At 40.2% G+C, this 18,605-nt stretch carries 17 protein-coding genes and 1 tRNA gene; 12 read left to right on the top strand and 6 right to left on the bottom strand.

What is annotated here, in order from left to right:
• Nucleotides 1–10 precede the first annotated feature (10 nt).
• Complete coding sequence (gene pepE, locus GSF09_RS03515) at nt 11–718, top strand: dipeptidase PepE (RefSeq protein WP_159799554.1); 708 nt, start codon at nt 11–13, stop codon at nt 716–718.
• A 13-nt stretch (nt 719–731) separates the two neighbouring features.
• On the opposite strand, the gene GSF09_RS03510 is transcribed toward pepE, so the two are convergent.
• Together GSF09_RS03510 and GSF09_RS03505 are read right to left on the bottom strand one after the other, a co-directional pair.
• On the bottom strand, nt 732–962 hold the full coding sequence (locus tag GSF09_RS03510) for a hypothetical protein (RefSeq protein ID WP_159799553.1): 231 nt from the start codon (nt 960–962) through the stop codon (nt 732–734).
• Nucleotides 963–1,072: 110 nt separating this feature from the next.
• A tRNA-Gly gene (locus tag GSF09_RS03505) sits at nt 1,073–1,145 on the bottom strand.
• A gap of 127 nt (nt 1,146–1,272) precedes the next feature.
• Here GSF09_RS03505 and GSF09_RS03500 point away from each other — a divergent pair.
• Nucleotides 1,273–1,710, top strand: coding sequence for a GNAT family N-acetyltransferase (locus GSF09_RS03500; RefSeq protein WP_159799552.1), 438 nt, complete (start codon nt 1,273–1,275; stop codon nt 1,708–1,710).
• A 3-nt stretch (nt 1,711–1,713) separates the two neighbouring features.
• Here the strand turns inward: GSF09_RS03500 and GSF09_RS03495 are convergent, their stop codons facing one another.
• Nucleotides 1,714–2,418 (bottom strand): murein L,D-transpeptidase catalytic domain family protein, encoded by a 705-nt coding sequence (locus GSF09_RS03495; protein ID WP_159799551.1) that lies wholly within the window; start codon nt 2,416–2,418, stop codon nt 1,714–1,716.
• A 354-nt stretch (nt 2,419–2,772) separates the two neighbouring features.
• Between GSF09_RS03495 and gpmI the strand changes: the two genes are divergently transcribed.
• Entirely contained in the window at nt 2,773–4,290 is a 1,518-nt protein-coding gene (gene gpmI, locus GSF09_RS03490) for a 2,3-bisphosphoglycerate-independent phosphoglycerate mutase (protein WP_159799550.1), read from the top strand.
• A gap of 95 nt (nt 4,291–4,385) precedes the next feature.
• Here the strand turns inward: gpmI and GSF09_RS03485 are convergent, their stop codons facing one another.
• Nucleotides 4,386–5,660 (bottom strand): acetyl-CoA hydrolase/transferase family protein, encoded by a 1,275-nt coding sequence (locus GSF09_RS03485; protein WP_159799549.1) that lies wholly within the window; start codon nt 5,658–5,660, stop codon nt 4,386–4,388.
• A gap of 114 nt (nt 5,661–5,774) precedes the next feature.
• Here GSF09_RS03485 and map point away from each other — a divergent pair, with 114 nt between their 5' ends.
• The gene (gene map, locus GSF09_RS03480; RefSeq protein ID WP_159799548.1) at nt 5,775–6,593 is read left to right on the top strand and encodes a type I methionyl aminopeptidase; all 819 of its coding nucleotides are present in this window, start codon (nt 5,775–5,777) and stop codon (nt 6,591–6,593) included.
• Between the two features lie 13 nt (nt 6,594–6,606).
• Entirely contained in the window at nt 6,607–7,374 is a 768-nt protein-coding gene (locus tag GSF09_RS03475) for a class I SAM-dependent methyltransferase (RefSeq protein WP_159799547.1), read from the top strand.
• On the opposite strand, the gene GSF09_RS03470 is transcribed toward GSF09_RS03475, so the two are convergent.
• Nucleotides 7,371–10,181 (bottom strand): pitrilysin family protein, encoded by a 2,811-nt coding sequence (locus GSF09_RS03470; RefSeq protein ID WP_159799546.1) that lies wholly within the window; start codon nt 10,179–10,181, stop codon nt 7,371–7,373. The two genes, GSF09_RS03475 and GSF09_RS03470, sit on opposite strands and share 4 nt — an antisense overlap.
• A gap of 154 nt (nt 10,182–10,335) precedes the next feature.
• On the opposite strand from GSF09_RS03470, the gene GSF09_RS03465 reads away from it, so the two are divergent.
• The 3 genes from GSF09_RS03465 to pruA all read left to right on the top strand — a co-directional run bounded on the left by GSF09_RS03465 (nt 10,336) and on the right by pruA (nt 13,822).
• Complete coding sequence (locus GSF09_RS03465) at nt 10,336–11,601, top strand: DUF5103 domain-containing protein (RefSeq protein ID WP_159799545.1); 1,266 nt, start codon at nt 10,336–10,338, stop codon at nt 11,599–11,601.
• Nucleotides 11,602–11,700: 99 nt separating this feature from the next.
• A complete protein-coding gene (gene apaG, locus GSF09_RS03460; protein WP_159799544.1) occupies nt 11,701–12,087 on the top strand; it encodes a Co2+/Mg2+ efflux protein ApaG in 387 nt (128 codons plus the stop codon).
• Between the two features lie 109 nt (nt 12,088–12,196).
• A complete protein-coding gene (gene pruA / locus GSF09_RS03455) occupies nt 12,197–13,822 on the top strand; it encodes an L-glutamate gamma-semialdehyde dehydrogenase (protein ID WP_159799543.1) in 1,626 nt (541 codons plus the stop codon).
• Nucleotides 13,823–13,869: 47 nt separating this feature from the next.
• Here pruA and rsmG read toward each other — a convergent pair whose 3' ends face one another.
• A complete protein-coding gene (rsmG, locus tag GSF09_RS03450; protein WP_159799542.1) occupies nt 13,870–14,499 on the bottom strand; it encodes a 16S rRNA (guanine(527)-N(7))-methyltransferase RsmG in 630 nt (209 codons plus the stop codon).
• A gap of 108 nt (nt 14,500–14,607) precedes the next feature.
• Here rsmG and GSF09_RS03445 point away from each other — a divergent pair, with 108 nt between their 5' ends.
• From GSF09_RS03445 to GSF09_RS03430, 4 genes are all read left to right on the top strand, one after another.
• Nucleotides 14,608–15,705: an acyl-CoA desaturase gene (locus GSF09_RS03445; RefSeq protein WP_159799541.1), complete on the top strand. Its 1,098-nt coding sequence runs from the start codon at nt 14,608–14,610 to the stop codon at nt 15,703–15,705.
• Between the two features lie 22 nt (nt 15,706–15,727).
• On the top strand, nt 15,728–16,912 hold the full coding sequence (locus tag GSF09_RS03440) for a pyridoxal phosphate-dependent aminotransferase (protein ID WP_159799540.1): 1,185 nt from the start codon (nt 15,728–15,730) through the stop codon (nt 16,910–16,912).
• 64 nt (nt 16,913–16,976) lie between these two features.
• Nucleotides 16,977–18,143 (top strand): formate-dependent phosphoribosylglycinamide formyltransferase, encoded by a 1,167-nt coding sequence (gene purT / locus GSF09_RS03435; protein WP_159799539.1) that lies wholly within the window; start codon nt 16,977–16,979, stop codon nt 18,141–18,143.
• A gap of 73 nt (nt 18,144–18,216) precedes the next feature.
• Complete coding sequence (locus GSF09_RS03430) at nt 18,217–18,591, top strand: DUF4878 domain-containing protein (protein WP_159799538.1); 375 nt, start codon at nt 18,217–18,219, stop codon at nt 18,589–18,591.
• The last annotated feature ends 14 nt before the right edge of the window (nt 18,592–18,605 follow it).

Here is an 18,605-nt window from a genome sequence, read left to right as displayed (position 1 = left end):
CAATTAACGGATGAAAAAATTAATTATTGCAAGCACTTCCACATTACATGGCGGCGCTTACCTGGATTATTTATTGCCTACACTAAAGGAACATTTTAAAAATTGCAGTTCGCTGGTTTTTATCCCTTATGCAAGGCCGGGCGGAATAAGCCATGAAGACTATACACAAAAGGCTGCGGATTTTTTTGAACAGCTGAATATAAAGGTAAAAGGCATACATGAATTTGAAAACCCTGTACAGGCAGTTAAAGAAGCAGAAGCTGTTTTTACAGGCGGAGGGAATACTTTCCTGCTGGTTACACAACTATATAGATTTGGAGTGATGGAAGCTCTTAAAGAAGCTATAAATAACGGCACACCTTACCTTGGCACAAGTGCCGGCAGCAATATTTGCGGGCTCACCATGCAAACCACTAATGATATGCCCATTATTTACCCGCCAAGTTTTAATACACTTGGGGCAATACCTTTTAATTTGAATCCGCATTATCTTGACCCTGAAACCGGCTCAACCCACATGGGCGAAACAAGGGAAACACGCATAAAGGAGTTTCACCAGTTTAACAGCCAGCCTGTATTAGGGCTGCGTGAAGGCAGCTGGCTACAGGTTAACGGAGATACAATTATGCTGAAAGGAGAATTGCAGGCAAGGCTGTTCAGGCAGAACATACCTGCTGAAGAAATTGAGCCCGGAACCGATATTTCTTGGTTAAGCTAAAAGTAATCTTCAATTAAAAAACCTTATCAAGCACGGTATATGCACTAAAAGTATAATACAAACGCGAAGAAAACCAGTAAGTAAAATAAGCACCGAAAGCTATCAGAAAAATAGCTGTGCCAAGCTCGTATTTCAGTTCTTCATGCTGTTTACGGTTTCGAAATAAAATTTTAAATCCATACGCTACTGTTATTGCAGCCATAACAGCAAAAACGGTGAATAAAAAAGCTGATACTATTTCCATTTTTAATCTATTAATTAGTGAAATGAAAATGAAACCCTATTTTATGCAACTGAAAATTAACAAAAGGAAATAAAAAATCCAAACCATATACGGTTTGGATTTTTTTAGAGAGCGGAAGACGAGGCTCGAACTCGCGACAACCAGCTTGGAAGGCTGGAGCTCTACCAACTGAGCTACTTCCGCTTTTGTGGATGCAAATATAACTAATAAGTTTTTTTAGTTGCAAGCTTTTTTACAAAAATATTTACCCTTAAGCAAGACTGCTTACTTAAAATATTTATTATTAATTTGTTATAGAAAAAACAAACGTATGATAACTATTAGGCCTATACAACCGATAGAAACTTTTGCTGTAAGGCAGCCTGTACTGCGTCCCGGCAAACCTGTTGAAAGCTGTATATTTCCGGGTGATGAACTACCCTCAACAATACATTTCGGGTTATTTGCTGATAATATCCTGGCAGGCGTAATATCGGTTTTTGAAGCTGAAAATGAAATCTTTGAACAGCAGGGGCAATTTCAGGTAAGGGGTATGGCTGTATTAGGCGATTATCAGAAAAAAGGCTTTGGCGAAAAGCTTATGCAGCAGGCAGAAAAACACGTAGCAGAAAAACACGGAAAACTGATATGGTTTAATGCTCGTGAAAATGCAGTACCGTTTTATACAAAAACAGGCTACCAGATAACTGGCAGCCCGTTTGATATTCCCGGTATAGGCATTCATTATATAATGTATAAATACCTTTAATAATTATATAAGTTTAGAAGCCTGTATATATTCTTTGGTTGGATGATAAATAAACAGGCATGATTTACCCTGTATCAGGTTTATAATTTCCCTGTTCAAATTATTTGGCAATGCAGGGCATCCAAGGCTGCGCCCCAGCCTGCTATGCATCTGTATAAATTTTTCACTTACATAATCAGCGGCATGCATTACAACGGCACGTGCACGCGCATTATTATTAATACCCCTTTCAAGCCCGTCCAGGCGTAATGATGGGCCATGCTTGCCCTGGTAAATTTCGCCGGTGGCATAAAAGCCAAGGCTGCTCTTGTTTGAGCTGGACTGGTTGGAGAATGAAGTGGCAAACTCATTACCGCTATTCCTGCCGTGTGCTACAAGTGTATTGTACAATACTTTGTTATTTTTCATATCAATAATCCACAGCCTCTTGCTGTTGGATGATTTACTGAAATCAATAACAGTAAGGTAATCTTTTTTTATTTTACCATCTTCTTTAAGTTTGCTGAAACCGGCAAATGCTTTGGTAAAGCATGAAAGCTCCGGCATTGAGTAAGAATTAGCATCAATGCTGTTGTAAACAGTTTCTGCAGCAGATAAGGCTGTTGCTTCAGCCCCTGCTTTTAAAGGCAGGGCAGCTATATTAGATTTTACAGGTGTGGAAAAAGAAAAAAATAAAAAAACAATAGACGTAAAAAAGTTGTTAATCATAGTAGTTTAGTTGTGCTTTACTTTTAACAGGGCGCAAAATAGTTAATCAAATTTTAAAAACCAACGCGCAAAACTGTTAAAACCAGTTATTTAACATTTTCATTTGTAATGAGCTTTTCATTACTTCCTTCGCATTCAATAACGTACAAAAAAGCCCTTGTATTATATTCCTAATAACAAAAAGTTAATTTATTCCGTCAATTATATAGTTACAAACACCTTACCAAAGTATAAATACCTGGAAATTAAAATGTTAATTAACATTTTTATGTTACTATCATTCAATATTTTATCTTTTATAAATTGAGTATCTTTACAGTGTTAACTCCGCATCTTAAAAACACATAATACAGCATGAATAAAAAAGTAATTTTAATGATACTTGACGGCTGGGGCAAATCGCCCGACCCCAAGGTATCTGCAATAGACAATGCCAACACACCTTTTATAGATAGCCTTTACAGGAATTACCCAAACGCCACTTTACGTACTGACGGGCTTAATGTAGGCCTTCCTGAAGGGCAGATGGGCAATAGTGAGGTAGGCCACATGAACCTGGGGGCAGGCCGCATAGTATATCAGGATCTGGTTAAAATAAACCTCGCTGTGCAGGATAAAACCCTGGGTAATGAAAAAACCTTAATTGATGCGCTGCAGTATGCAAAACAAAATAATAAGAAAGTGCATTTGTTAGGGCTTGTTTCAAATGGTGGTGTGCATTCCCATATCAACCACCTGAAAGGACTTATTGATGTTACCAACAATTATGGGCTTGATAAGGTATATATCCATGCATTTACAGATGGAAGGGATGTTGATCCTAAATCGGGAAAGATGTTTATAGCCGACCTCATAGACTATATTAAGGATAAAAATGCAAATCTTGCCTCTATAATAGGGCGATACTATGCCATGGACAGGGACAAGCGATGGGAAAGGGTAAAGCTCGCTTACGACCTGCTTGTTAATGGGCTGGGCATACCTTCTACCAATGCTGAGGGCAGTATTGCCGAAAGTTATGAAGAAGGCATTACCGATGAGTTTATAAAACCGATTGTAATGACTACAGACGGTACAAACCCAGTTGCAACAATTGAACCGAATGATGTAGTTATATTCTTTAATTTCAGGACTGACAGGGGCAGGCAGCTAACAGAAGTGCTGAGCCAGTTTGATTTGCATGAACAGAATATGCACAAAATGAACCTTTATTTTGTTACCATGACCAATTATGACGACAATTTTAAAGGCATACATGTTATTTATGATAAAGACAACCTTACTGAAACACTTGGAGAAGTTGTTTCTAGGCATGGCAAAAAGCAGATACGCATAGCGGAAACCGAAAAATATCCGCACGTAACATTCTTCTTTTCAGGCGGCAGGGAAGAACCTTTTGAAGGTGAGAAAAGGCTGCTTTGCCCATCGCCAAAAGTGGCAACCTACGACCTGAAACCGGAAATGAGCGCATTTGATATTACCAATTCCCTTGTACCGGAACTGCGTAAAGGGGAAGCTGATTTTGTATGCCTTAATTTTGCAAACGGCGATATGGTGGGGCACACCGGTGTTATGGAAGCTGCTATAAAGGCGTGTGAGGCCGTAGATGCATGTGTTAAGCAAGTGGTGGAAACCGCACTTGAAAATGACTATACCACTATTGTTATAGCCGACCACGGCAACTGCGATACCATGGTTAACCCTGACGGAAGCCCAAATACCGCACATACCACCAATCCCGTACCTATAATATTAGTAGATAAAGAATTAAAGCAAATAAAAGAAGGAATATTAGGCGATATTGCCCCTACCATACTTGAACTTATGGGGCTGCCACAGCCTGAGGCCATGACAAGGCATTCTTTGTTATAGTATAATATACTGCCTTACTTGTCATTCTGAATGAAATGAAGAATCCAGCATGAGATTCCTCCTTTGTTGGAATGACAGGTAAGGCAGTTTTATTTTTAGCATCCGCTGAATTCACTGAAATAATCACGCTCTATAGTTTCCCTGTGCTGTGGGTGCGCAATATCAATCATAGCTTTGGCACGCTGTTTTAGTGTTTTGCCATATAAATCGGCGATACCATATTCTGTTACAATATACTGCACATGAGAGCGAGTGGTTACTACCCCCGCTCCCTGTTTAAGGAAAGGCACTATCCTGTTTTCCCCGCGCCTTGTTACAGATGGAAGCGCAATTATAGCCTTGCCGCCTTCGCTAAGGGCAGCACCCCTTATAAAGTCCATTTGCCCTCCCACGCCCGAATACATCCTGCAGCCTATGGAGTCGGCGCAAACCTGGCCGGTTAAATCCACCTCAATAGCCGAATTTATAGCTACCATCTTAGGGTTTTTCCTGATTACGGAAGTATCATTAACAAAAGATGATTCACGCATTTCTATAAAAGGGTTGTCATTTACAAAATCATATAACCTTTGCGAGCCGATTAAAAAAGTAGCAAGTGCCCTTCCCCTTACAGTCCCTTTATAATTACAATTAATAACTCCCTTTTCAATAAGTTCAATAACCCCGTCAGAAAACATTTCGGTATGCAGCCCGAGGTTTTTATGGTTGCCCAGCTTGGCAAGGGCCGCATTGGGTATAGAGCCTATCCCCATCTGCAAAGTGCTTTCATCATCAATAAGTGATGCTATATGTGCCCCTATGCGCTCTTCCTGTTCTGTTATAATATCAGGCTCATGCCCATAAATCGGCACATCTGTTTCCACCAGGTAATTGATTTCAGAAATATGGATAACACCGTCACCAAAGGTGCGCGGCATGTTAGGATTAACCTGTGCAATTACCCATTTGGCATTTTCTATTGCCGCTATACTGGCCTCAACCGAAACACCCAGTGAGCAGTAGCCGTGGCTGTCCGGCGGTGAAACCTGTATAAAAGCTGCATCAAGCTGTAATACCTTTTTCCTGAACAACCGGGGGAGTTCGCTCAAAAATACAGGGGTGTATGAACCGTTTCCTGCAGTGAGTGTATGCCTTACATTTTTACCTATAAAAAACGAATTAACATGAAAACTGTCCATTAAAGCAGGGTCGGCATAAGGTGCTTCGCCCTCGGTGTGCATATGGCAAATTTCCACATTGCGCAATTCAACAGCCCTTTCGGCTAATGCTTTGGTTAAAACAGTTGGTGTTGCGGCTGCAGCCTGCACATAAACCCGGTTGCCCGAATTGATAATCTTTACGGCCTCGGCCGCAGTTACATATTTACCCATACCTAAAAATTTTAAGCAAAATTACCCATGCTTAAAGTTACAAAATATGATAAAACTCATGTTCGGCATAATATTAGCGGAATATTGTACTTTTGTAATCGAAAACTAATGAGCATGATTATACCTAAAACCAGAGAAGAGATTGAGTTAATGCGTGAAAGCGCCCTTATAGTATCTAAAACACTGGGTATGCTGGCAGGCGAAATAAAGCCGGGCATAACAACACTGCAATTGGACAAACTTGCTGAAACTTTTATACGCGACCATGGCGCAGTACCGGGATTTTTAGGATTATACGGCTGCCCCTCAACACTGCTTACCAGTGTTAATGAGCAAGTGGTGCACGGCCTGCCAAACAACAGGCCAATAGAAGATGGAGATATTGTATCGGTAGACTGTGGTGCGCTTAAAAATGAATTTTACGGTGACCATGCTTATACTTTTGAAGTGGGCGAAGTAGCCCCTGAAACAAAAAAACTTTTACAGGTTACAAAAGAATCTCTTTATGTAGGCATACGCGAATTCAGGGTAGGCAACCGCGTAGAAGATGTAGGTAACGCCATACAAAAATATACCGAGGCTGAAGGCTATGGTGTGGTGCGCGAACTGGTAGGCCATGGACTTGGGCGAAAAATGCACGAAGACCCCGAAATGCCTAATTATGGAAAACGCGGCAGGGGCAAGCTTTTTATAGAAGGTATGGTTGTAGCTATAGAGCCTATGATAAATATGGGAACTAAAAATGTCCGCCAGTTAAAAGACGGCTGGACTATAGTAACACGTGACGGAAAGCCAAGTGCACATTTTGAGCATAATGTTGCCCTTATTAATGGCAGGCCCGAATTGCTTTCAACCTATGCTTATATATATAAAGCTTTGGGTATTGAAAGCGATGAGGAAAACGAATTCAGGCGTGAGCCGCTTGCAGTATAACATTTCAGTGTAAATGAAAAAACTGTTTAAACTTATCCTTAATACTATTCCGCGCCCATTGCTTATACGTTTAAGTTATGTAGCGCGCCCTGTTTTGGCAGCAGCTTTAAAAGGAAGCACCTATACCGACACTATTGACGGTAAAAGCTTCCGCAGCTTTTTACCTTACGGCTACGGCAAACAGCGTAATAATGTGCTTTCACCAAGCACACTATCCCTGGAAAGGCACCGCCTATTATGGCTTTATTTAAAAAATGAAACCGATTTTTTTACCGCGCCAAAAAAAGTGTTGCATTTTGCCCCTGAACAGGCTTTTTACAAGCGTTTCAGGAAAATGAAAAACCTTGATTACACTACCACTGATTTATATTCGCCACTGGCAGATGTAAAGGCGGATATATGCAACCTGCCTTTTTCGGATGATAGTTACGACATGATTCTTTGCAACCATGTACTGGAACATATTCCCGATGACACTAAAGCAATGCAGGAACTTTACCGTGTACTTAAGCCCGGGGGAATGGGTATTTTCCAGATACCGCAGGATTTAAACAGGGCCGAAACTTTTGAAGACAACTCTATTACTGACGCGAAGGAACGTGCCCGAATTTTTGGGCAGTATGACCACGTCAGGGTATATGGCCGTGATTATTTTGATAAACTTCGCAGCATAGGATTTCGTGTAGTGGAAGAAGATTATACAAAAAAAATCGCCCCACAGGATGTGGAGCGATTTTGTCTTGCAGAAGGCGAGATAATACCGATATGCTTTAAGGATTAATTTTGCTGTTCCGGCATCAGCATAGCTATAACCTTATCTTTGGTAAGGTATTTTTTAGCTACCTCCTGTACATCTTTAGCTGTTAGGGCTGTTACTCTTTCCTCTACTTTAAGTATGTTTTCAGGATTTGTACCGTTAAGGTAAGCTTCATTTAAATAGTTAAGCCAGTATTTATTTTCCTTGATGCTCTTTTTGTATTCAAGGAACTCAGCTTCTTTAAATTTAGAAAGGTCTTTTTCATCCGGCCCGTTATCTACAATTTTTTGTACTTCTTTTAGTGCCGACTCCGTTAACTTTTCTGCATTTTCCGGCCCGCAAGGGAAAGATATACTAAAACTGTATGAGCCGTAAGGTACTTTACCCATGCTTCCCCTTGCGCCTATGCCATACACACCGCTTTCTTTTTCCCTTAACTGTTCTGTAAGTTTAATGGTAAGTATTTCGCCTAATGCCTGTAGTGCAAGGTCTTCTTTAGGAGAATAAGGCGCATCGCCATAATACCTTATCATTACTGTACTTTTAGGGTCAGTACCTTTATTAACTACTTTTTTATGGCTGCCCGAAAGCATCCTGTACCCGTTGTCAACCGCCTTTTCCTTTGTATTGGCCGATGGCAGGGAAGCTATATATTTTGCTGAAAAATCTTCAATTGCTTTATCATCTATATTACCCACAAAGAAAAATTCAAAGTCGCCCGCATTGGCAAAACGTTCTTTGTATTTTTCATAAGCTAATTTATAGTCGGTTTCTGCCCATGACTTTTCATCAGGGAAAATACCGTTAAAACGAGGGTTATCCTTTAAAAGGAAGCCAAATACTTCCTGCTGGAAATAAACTTCCGGCTGCGATGCAAGGTTGCCAAAGAAAGCAGATTGCTTTTGCTTGTAGCTCTCATAAGCCTCATTATCATAATTAAGGTCGGTAAAATAAGCATGCAGCATCTGGAACATATATTCCATATCCTTAGGAGTTGAACTGCCGGAAAAACCTTCGTTAATACCACCTATATAAGGGCTTACATACGCTATTTTACCTGTCATGAATTTATTAATATCGTTCAGTTTTAAACCTGAAAAACCAGCTTCGGCAAGTGCGCCATTGGCAAACTGCACTTTTTTATAATCCTCATTGGAATAAAGGTTGGAACCCCCAAAACTTACAGCACTTAAAAGAACCTCATCGTTTTTAAAATCGGTTTTTTTGTAAGTAACCCTGGCACCATTACTTAATGTAAGAGTAGTTGTACCAAGTTTTGCGTTATTTTCCTTTTTAGTAATACTGCCCGGTTTTACTTCTTTTCTTAAAAGGCCGGAGGCCACTTCAGCATCCTTATACGGAGTAATATCAGCATCGCTCATATTAAGCACTGCAAGTACTTCTTGCTCAGTTGGCTTTTTAAGGTTTTCTTTTTCAGGGCCTGTAAATACCACTACCCTGTTGTCATCTTTAATATAAGTATTAATCAGGCCGTTTATATCTTCAACCTTTATAGCAGGCAATAGCTGCTGCATGGTTTTGTAAGTCCACTCTATACCCGGCGCCGGTTCATTTTCGAGGAAATGGGACTGGTAACTCCACACAAAATTTTCAGATTCTGTCTTGCCCCTGTCATTATAGGCTCTTTCCATACGGGCCAGGTATTCCGTTTTTGCCCTTTCAAGCTCAGAAGCTGTAAAGCCGTATTTTTTTACACGAAGGTTTTCCTCTACTAAAACTTTTAGCGCATCAAGCTGCTTTTCTTCAGATGCCATGGCAAATGACTGATATCCTTTTTTTGTTCTTGCCCAGGTATCGCCATAGTAGGAATAGCCATAAGTAAATGGCGGGTTGGCCGAATTTACAAGCTCCTCAAGCCTGTTGTTAAGCATGGTTGAAAAAAGCCCCCTTTTAAGGTTATCATTAAAATCGTTTATTGTAACCATTTTCTTAGGCTCTGTATAATCTTTATAAACCAACTGAACCTGTGAGAACGAAGCCTCTTTATCAGACTCTATAGCTACAAAAGTCTGCTCATGGTTTGGCACATCAAAGTATTTTCTTTCCCTTTCATTTTTAGGGTTTTTGTAAGACGAGAAATGGTCTTTAATTTTTTGCTCCATTTCTGCAACATCAATATCGCCCACTACAATTACACTCATAAGGTCCGGCCTGTACCAATCTTTATAAAAGTTTTTAAGCTTATCATAGGTAAAATTTTCAAGTATTTCCTTTTTACCTATCGGCATACGGTCTTTATAATGCGATTTATAAAGCATTTTAGGCATAAAGCGCTTTTCCATCCTGTCGTCTGCGCCAAGCCCCAAACGATATTCTTCCAGCACCACTCCCCTTTCCTTATCTATTTCTTCAGGGGTTAGTACCGTATTAAAAGCCCAGTCCTCTATAATCTGGAAACCCTTTTCCAGTTTTTCTTTATCGTCTGATGGTATAGGCAGGAAATAAACGGTTTCGTCAAAACCTGTATAGGCATTAAGGTGCTGCCCAAATTTAACCCCTATGCTTTGCAGGTAGTCAATCAATGCATTTTTAGGAAAACGCTTGGTACCATTAAAGCACATATGCTCCATAAAGTGGGCAAGCCCCTGCTGGTCATCATTTTCCAGGATGGAACCTGCATTTATTACCAGCCTTAAATCTACTTTATCTTCTGGCTTATCATTTTTCCTAATATAATAGGTTAACCCGTTTTTAAGTTTCCCGGTTTTTACATTCGGGTCAAACGGAATAGGGTCGGTACCCTTCGGGCCCTGTGCCATCGCCACTACGGGTGCGGCTAACAGGAACAACCACAGTCTTAAATTTCTCATGATTATTTTGTTGGTTTAAGTTTGGAATACCTGCTAAAACTATAAAAAGATTTTTTTATTGTAAAAACTTTAACATAAAACCTGTTAAACTGCTCATTTGCCATGACAGCAATTTATTTTCATATATTTACGTTCAATAAAAAAGTCATATAAAATGATTAAAAATTTGATTGGGTTTTTGCAGATAGCGGCACTGTTGCTATGTGTACCTGCCATTGCCCAGGTTCAGTATGAAACAGCACCGCCCTACAATATAAAAACGGTTTCTTTCAGGGCAAATAATGAAAATGCTTACCCGTACTTCAGGCTAGGAGACGCATTTGAAATAACATTTGACGACCTGTTTGCCAACCAGGCTAATTATTATTACAGTGTAACACATTGTAATTATGACTGGACCCCGTCACAACTACTTTCTATCAACGATTATATACAGGGGTTTGACAGCCAGCGGATACAAAACTTTGAAAATTCATTCAACACATTACAGGTTTACACCCATTACACTCTTAGTTTTCCTAATAAATTTACCACATTGCTGCTATCGGGCAATTATATATTGAAAATAATGAATGAAGACCGCGAAGTTGTTTTTAGCCGCAGGTTTATTATTTATGAAGATATTGTAAGCGTGCCGCTACAGGTAAAAAGGGCAAGGGGCATGGATGTAATACAGGAAAAGCACAATCTTGACTTTGCCATTAAAACCAATGCTTTCCTTTTTCAGAACCCGTTGCAAAATGTAAAAGTAGCCCTTTTTCAAAACGGCAGGTTTGATAATGCCATTTATAACATAAAGCCACAGTACACCATAGGGAATGATCTTATATACAGGTATGATAAGGAAACACAGTTTTGGGCAGGAAACGAATATTGGTATTTTGATAATAAAGATATACGAAATGCGGTAAATAATGTACTGCGCATAACGGCCGGGGAGATTTATAATAACATTTTATACACCAACGAAGCCAGGGCTGAAAAGCAATATACCTACTATCCTGATATTAATGGTAATTTCCTTGTGAATAATATTAACCTTAGCGTTACAAATAAGTTACTGGAATCTGATTACGCATGGGTATTTTTTAGCCTTGATGCGCCCTCTTTTTTTAACAAGCAGGATATTTACATAGGCGGCATGTTTAATAATTATGCCAAAACAGATGAGTATAAGCTGGAATACAATCAAAATACTGGGTTGTATGAAAAAGCTGTTATGATTAAGCAGGGTTTTACTAATTACCTGTATTTTGTTACCGACAAAAATGGCTATACCGATGGTAAAAATGCTATTGACGGCAATTTTTACCAAACGGAAAATGATTATAATATACTGGTATATTACAGGGAGAATAACGAACGTTATGACAGGGTTATAGGCATAGGAGCAGCGAATTCGGAAAATATTATCAACTAAACACCAATAGGTTAAACAATAATTTCAATTAATTTAATATTTAAAATTTAAGGCTTAGCCAATAAATTTGTATTTTTGGGAACCTGAACCCGTAATTGTATGGTATCACAAATAACAAGAGGCATAAAAATATCTGTTTCCACCAGTTTTGAAGGCACCTACTTTAAAAACTACAGGATACAATTTGCCTTTACTTACCAGATTACCATAGAAAACCACGGAAAAGACTCGGTACAGCTCAACAGCCGCCACTGGGAAATTTATGATTCGCTTAACGATATTGAGATGGTAGATGGCGAAGGCGTGGTAGGGCAAAAGCCAGTATTAAAACCCGGCGAAAAGCATACTTACAGTTCAGGCTGCCTCCTCTCATCACCTTTTGGTGCCATGCGCGGGTATTTTAATATGGTAAACTTTACCACCACGCGCAGTTTCAGGGTTATTGTGCCTACTTTCAGGCTAAGTGCGCCGTTTGCGCTTAATTAACAATATCTTCATTATTTAGAGCGTTACACTGTACTTTCCTCAATTATAGGATAAATAATTTCTGTATATTTGCATAACTCATATTTTTAATCCTTTAATTAATTACATTATGCCAAAAGGAATTTATAATGTACCCGAAGCTTATAATGAGCCGGTTAAATCATATGCACCCGGCACAAAGGAGCGCGAAGAGGTTCTTTCAACTTTTAAAAAATTATACAGCACAACCGTAGATGTGCCCTTATATATAGGCAGTGAGGAAATCCGCACAGGAAAAACAAAAGAAATACGGCCGCCTTTCGACCATAAAAAAGTAGTAGGCACCTACCATGAAGCTGAAAAGCAGCATGTGGAAAAAGCCATAGCTGTTGCTCTTGAGGCAAGAAAAAAATGGGCTGCAATGGCATGGGAACACAGGGCATCTATATTCTTGAAGGCAGCCGAACTCATTGCAGGGCCTTACAGGGCAAAAATAAATGCCGCCACCATGATTGCACAGGCAAAAACCGTGCACCAGGCAGAAATTGATGCTGTGTGCGAGTTTATAGACTTCCTTCGTTTTAATGTGGAATTCATGTCGCAGATATATGCAGAGCAGCCAATATCATCAGACGGTATATGGAACAGGATGGAACACCGCCCATTGGAAGGCTTTGTTTATGCCGTTACTCCATTTAACTTTACGGCTATAGCAGGGAACCTGCCGGCCTCCCCTGCCCTTATGGGTAATGTAGTAATCTGGAAACCAAGCGCATCGCAGGTATATAGTGCCAATGTTATAATGGAAGTGTTTAAGCTTGCCGGATTGCCAGACGGAGTTATTAATATGGTACATGGCAACGCTGCCATGATTAGTGATACTGTATTTGAGAGTGCCGATTTTGCAGGAGTTCATTATACAGGCTCAACAGGAGTATTTAACGGAATATGGGCTAAAATAGGCCAGAATATTGATAAATATAAAACCTACCCAAGGATAGTAGGTGAAACCGGAGGCAAGGATTTTGTGCTTGCCCACCCTTCATCAAACGCTGCCGAGGTAGCTACGGCACTTTCCCGCGGTGCTTTTGAGTACCAGGGGCAAAAATGTTCTGCGGCTTCCCGGGCCTATCTCCCAAAATCATTATGGGCTGATATTAAGGAGCTTTTAATTAAAGATGTGCAGTCCATGAAAATGGGTTCTCCTGAAGATTTTGGCAACTTCCTTTCTTCAGTTATACATGAAGCTTCATTCGACAAACTTGCTTCTTATATTGACGCTGCTAAAAAAGCAAGTGATGCCGAAATTATAGTAGGTGGAAATTATGATAAATCGGTAGGTTATTTTATAAAGCCAACAGTTATTGTAACTACCAACGCAAAATATGACACAATGTGTACAGAGCTTTTTGGCCCGGTACTTACCATACATATTTATGAAGATGAAAAATGGGAAGAAACCCTTAAACTGGTAGATGAAACATCTCCTTACGCATTAACGGGGGCTATTTTCAGCCGCGACCGTTATGCTATTGAACAGGCTACAAAAGCACTTGAAAACAGCGCAGGAAATTTTTATATAAACGATAAGCCTACAGGAGCTGTAGTGGGCCAGCAGCCTTTTGGCGGCGCAAGGGCATCAGGAACTAATGATAAAGCCGGAAGCGTACTTAACCTTTTACGCTGGGTATCACCAAGAACTATTAAAGAAACATTTGTACCGCCAACAGATTATAGGTATCCGTTTCTTGGATAAATAAAATTGGATAAATAAAAAAAGGGCTGTTAGTAACAGCCCTTTTTTTATTTATTATACTTCATGGCAAGGTGTACTACCTTTTTGGTTTCAAAAAATTCATCTTCAAAATAATCAGAAAGATTATAAAGCGTTACACGCTGAAAAACCTGTAGCTCTTCTGCCAGGTCGCCACCTTTTAGGTAAAGTATGCCATTTGGCAATTCATGGTTTTGTTCTTTTTTCACTTTGCCCCTCACCCACTTTACAAAATCAGGCATATTGGTTACGGCACGGCTCACTATAAAATCGAATTCATCATTTACATTTTCGGCTCTTTTCTGCTCAGCTTTCACATTTTTAAGCCCAAGTGCCTGTGCCACTTCCTGTACCACCTTAATTTTTTTACCGATAACATCTATCAGGTAAAAATCGGTTTCAGGAAATAATATAGCCAGCGGTATGCCGGGAAAGCCTCCACCTGTACCTACATCCATAACCTTAGCACCGGGGTTAAACTCCATTACTTTTGCTATGCCAAGCGAATGCAGCACATGGCGTGTATAAAGCTCGTCAATATCCTTGCGGGATATTACATTTATCCTGCTGTTCCACTCTTTATACAATTCCTCAAGGCGCCCAAATTGTGCTTTTTGCTTATCTGTAAGGTTAGGAAAATACTTAATCACCTCCTGCATTATTTTTGTTTTTGGCAAAAGTAAACATTTGGTACTAAATTGTATATCTATTTTTGTTTTAAGCCCCTATTATAATTACCTTTGGCTTTTTTCTTTATAATATTATATATGCATATTAACCCTCCCGTTTTTTCTAAAACTGACTCTATAAAATTTTTCCGCACACTAAATAAGCGTGTAAACGATTATTTTAAGGAAAACAACATAAAAAAAACCGGCAACTGGAAGCTTCACATTAAGGCTTTTGTAATGTTTGCCCTATACCTTACCCCCTACTTTTTTATCCTTGCGCTGGATATGCCCGTTTGGGTTCAGCTATTGCTAACGGTGGTAATGGGCATAGGCATGGCAGGCATAGGGATGAATGTAATGCATGATGCCAACCATGGCTCATATTCATCTAAATCATGGCTTAATAAAATAATGGGCAGCAGCATGTACCTTTTGGCCGGCAATGTGTATAACTGGCAGGTACAGCACAATGTACTGCACCACACTTACACCAATATACACGGGCACGATGAAGACCTTGATGCAGGACGAATTATACGCTTTACACACACGGCACAATGGAGGAGGTTCCATAAATTCCAGCACTATTATTCTGTATTCTTATATGGTTTGCTAACCTTTAACTGGGCAATTACCACCGATATTAAACAAATGAGGCGCTATATTAAGAAAGGGCTTTCTTATGGGGAATTCCGCAGCCCTGTAAAACAATGGACTGTATTGGTTATAACAAAAATTATATATGTATCCATGTGGATTGCAACACCTATACTTTTAGGCATAGTTTGGTGGAAAGTACTTATAGGCTTCTTTATAATGCATTACACTGCCGGGCTTATTTTAAGCATCGTTTTCCAGTTGGCGCACGTGGTTGAAGAAACGGAAAACCCTGTACCGGATGAAAATGGCGAGTTACAGAACACATGGGCAATACACCAGCTTTATACCACTGCTAACTTTGCACCAAAAAATAAAATTGTAAACTGGTTTACAGGGGGGCTTAACCACCAGATAGAGCACCACATCTTCCCGCATATCAGCCACGTGCATTATAGTAAAATTGCCGAAATTGTAAAACAGACAGCAAAAGAGCATAACCTGCCATACCATGAGTTTAAAACCATGCGCCAGGCAGTGGCAGCCCATTTCAGGCACCTGAAAGACCTGGGCATGAAGCCTGCAATGAGTAACTAATCTATATAACTACAACACAAAAATGAATCAGCTTTCTGACAGGATTAATAACCTGAGCACATCGCAAACCCTTGCTATGGCAGCCAAAGCACGCGAGCTTAAAGCACAGGGTAAAGATATTATAAGCCTTAGCCTTGGTGAGCCCGATTTTAACACCCCTGACTTTATAAAGGAAGCCGCCAAAAAGGCTATAGATGAAAATTACAGCACCTACACTCCAGTAGATGGCTATGTGGAATTAAAAGAAGCTATATGCCGTAAGTTTAAACGCGATAACGGCCTTGATTATAAGCCATCGCAAATTGTAGTTTCCACAGGGGCAAAACAGTCGCTTTACAATATAGCACAGGTTATGCTTAATGAAGGGGATGAAGTTATATTACCGGCACCTTATTGGGTCAGCTATTATGAAATAATCAAACTATCCGGTGGTGTACCGGTGGTAGTGCCAACTTCTGTAGAAACAGATTTTAAGATAACTCCGCAGCAGCTTGAGGCTGCCATAACGTCCAAAACAAAAATGATGTGGTTTAGTTCGCCGTGCAACCCAAGCGGTTCCGTTTATAACAGGGAAGAACTTACCGCACTTGCCAAGGTACTGGAAAAGCACAGCAATATTTATGTAGTATCTGATGAGATATACGAGCATATAAATTTCTCAGGGACTTTTTGCAGTATTGCCTCTGTTCCCGGAATGTTTGAAAGGACTGTTACCGTAAATGGCGTGGCTAAGGCTTTTGCCATGACCGGATGGCGCATAGGTTATATAGGTGGGCCGGAGTTTATTGCCAAAGCCTGTACCAAAATGCAGGGGCAGGTTACCAGCGGTGCTAACAGTATTGCACAGCGTGCCACTATTGCTGCTGTAGATGCAAACCCTGAAGTACTTAAAGACATGGTAAATGCTTTCCACAGCAGGAGAGATTTAGTTATAGGGCTTATAAATGAAATACCCGGCTTAAAAGTAAATGTGCCCGAGGGTGCATTTTACGTTTTCCCTGATGTTTCTTATTATTTTGGAAAAACGCTTAACGGCTACGAAATTAAAAATGCCGATAATTTTTCCATGTACCTCTTAGAGTATGCTAACGTTGCCACTGTTACAGGGGATGCTTTTGGAAACCCTGACTGCATACGCTTTTCATACGCTACCAGCGAGGCACTTTTAACAGAAGCACTGCGAAGGATTAAAGATGCGCTTGCATAAAATATAACTTCCCGCCACTGTGCGGGATTTTTTTATTACACGCTATAACAACACAATATACATAATGCAAAAAAAGATTTTACTGTTAGGATCAGGGGAACTGGGAAAGGAGTTTGTAATTGCCGCCCAGCGCCTGGGGCAAACCGTTATTGCGGTTGACAGCTATGAAGGTGCACCTGCAATGCAGGTTGCCCATACGTTTGAAGTTATAAATATGCTGGATGGCAATGCGCTGGATGCTATAGTAGCAAAGCACCAACCCGATTTTATAGTTCCTGAAATTGAAGCAATACGCACCGAACGCTTTTATGATTACGAAAAGCAGGGAATAACGGTAGTACCCTCTGCTAAGGCGGCTAACTTTACCATGAACCGTAAGGCAATACGTGACCTTGCCGCTAAAGAACTGGGGCTTCGCACGGCGGCTTACCAATATGCAGCCTCGGCAGAAGAATTGTACAAAGCAGTAGCACAAGTAGGTATTCCCTGTGTGGTAAAGCCTTTAATGTCTTCATCGGGGAAAGGGCAAAGCACAATAAAAAGCGAAGCTGATATTGAAAAAGCATGGAACTATGCAGTTGAAGGCTCGCGTGGCGATGTTGTAGAGGTTATTGTAGAAGCATTTATAAATTTTCATTCCGAAATTACTTTGCTTACAGTAACACAAAATAACAATCCTACACTTTTTTGCGCACCTATAGGCCACAGGCAGGAACGGGGCGATTACCAGGAAAGCTGGCAGCCCGCAAGGGTATCTGAAAAAGATATAGCAGAAGCACAGCAAATGGCCGAAAAAGTAACCGAAGCCCTTGGCGGTGCAGGCATTTTTGGTGTTGAATTTTTCCTGACAGATGAAGGGGTTTATTTTTCTGAGCTATCGCCAAGGCCACACGACACCGGCATGGTTACACTTGCAGGCACGCAAAATTTTAATGAGTTTGAATTGCACCTTCGCGCTATCCTGGGCTTACCAATACCGGAAATTACATTGCAAAAAGCCGGGGCAAGTGCAGTAATACTGGCAGCGGGCAGCGGTGTACCTGTCATTAGCGGATTAGAAGAAGCGGCTGCATTACCAAAAACAGACATAAGGATATTTGGCAAGCCAACTACCCGCCCTTTTCGCAGGATGGGTGTAGCTTTGGCATATGATTTTGTTGAAGCACCTATAGAATCTGTAGTGGAAAATGCCAAGGCAGCAGCGAAATTGATTAATGTAGCCGAAAAATAATTGAATTATCGATAAATTTTGTTTTATATCTGATTAAAAATATTATTTTTACCAGAATTTAACAACTGTTTATATGAAAAAATTATTTACGATTATTGCTATTGCATGCTTAACATTGATTTCATGCTCCGGCAACGGCCCTGAAGGTGTTGCAAAAAGTTTTCTATCGCACACCAATAAAGGCGAAATGGCCGAGGCTAAAAAATATTGTGATGAGAAAACGGCATCAATACTTGGCATGGCTGAATCTATGTTAACCCCTGAAAGGATTGAAGTGATGAAGAAGAAAAATGTTAAGATAGATATTGTTTCTTCCGAAGTAAAAGATGAAACTGCTAAAGTAACTTACCAGCTTACATCTGAAGGTGAGAAAAGTGATGAAAAAACACTTGACCTTAAAAAAGTTGATGGCGACTGGAAAGTTACCATGAACAAAGAGGGAATGTAATTACCCTTTTTAAC

The organism is Flavobacterium sp. MK4S-17, assembly GCF_009848495.1.
GTDB lineage: Bacteria > Bacteroidota > Bacteroidia > Flavobacteriales > Flavobacteriaceae > Flavobacterium.
This window is presented reverse-complemented; position numbering and strand designations above follow the sequence as displayed.

Coding starts and splice junctions, on each gene's coding strand:
- GSF09_RS03440 (WP_159799540.1), top strand. CDS start 15,728: ATGAATCAGCTTTCTGACAGGATTAATAACCTGAGCACATCGCAAACC.
- GSF09_RS03465 (WP_159799545.1), top strand. CDS start 10,336: ATGATTAAAAATTTGATTGGGTTTTTGCAGATAGCGGCACTGTTGCTA.
- purT (WP_159799539.1), top strand. CDS start 16,977: ATGCAAAAAAAGATTTTACTGTTAGGATCAGGGGAACTGGGAAAGGAG.
- pruA (WP_159799543.1), top strand. CDS start 12,197: ATGCCAAAAGGAATTTATAATGTACCCGAAGCTTATAATGAGCCGGTT.
- apaG (WP_159799544.1), top strand. CDS start 11,701: ATGGTATCACAAATAACAAGAGGCATAAAAATATCTGTTTCCACCAGT.
- rsmG (WP_159799542.1), bottom strand. CDS start 14,499: ATGCAGGAGGTGATTAAGTATTTTCCTAACCTTACAGATAAGCAAAAA.
- map (WP_159799548.1), top strand. CDS start 5,775: ATGATTATACCTAAAACCAGAGAAGAGATTGAGTTAATGCGTGAAAGC.
- GSF09_RS03445 (WP_159799541.1), top strand. CDS start 14,608: ATGCATATTAACCCTCCCGTTTTTTCTAAAACTGACTCTATAAAATTT.
- GSF09_RS03470 (WP_159799546.1), bottom strand. CDS start 10,181: ATGAGAAATTTAAGACTGTGGTTGTTCCTGTTAGCCGCACCCGTAGTG.
- GSF09_RS03475 (WP_159799547.1), top strand. CDS start 6,607: ATGAAAAAACTGTTTAAACTTATCCTTAATACTATTCCGCGCCCATTG.
- GSF09_RS03495 (WP_159799551.1), bottom strand. CDS start 2,418: ATGATTAACAACTTTTTTACGTCTATTGTTTTTTTATTTTTTTCTTTT.
- GSF09_RS03485 (WP_159799549.1), bottom strand. CDS start 5,660: ATGGGTAAATATGTAACTGCGGCCGAGGCCGTAAAGATTATCAATTCG.
- GSF09_RS03430 (WP_159799538.1), top strand. CDS start 18,217: ATGAAAAAATTATTTACGATTATTGCTATTGCATGCTTAACATTGATT.
- GSF09_RS03510 (WP_159799553.1), bottom strand. CDS start 962: ATGGAAATAGTATCAGCTTTTTTATTCACCGTTTTTGCTGTTATGGCT.
- GSF09_RS03500 (WP_159799552.1), top strand. CDS start 1,273: ATGATAACTATTAGGCCTATACAACCGATAGAAACTTTTGCTGTAAGG.
- gpmI (WP_159799550.1), top strand. CDS start 2,773: ATGAATAAAAAAGTAATTTTAATGATACTTGACGGCTGGGGCAAATCG.
- pepE (WP_159799554.1), top strand. CDS start 11: ATGAAAAAATTAATTATTGCAAGCACTTCCACATTACATGGCGGCGCT.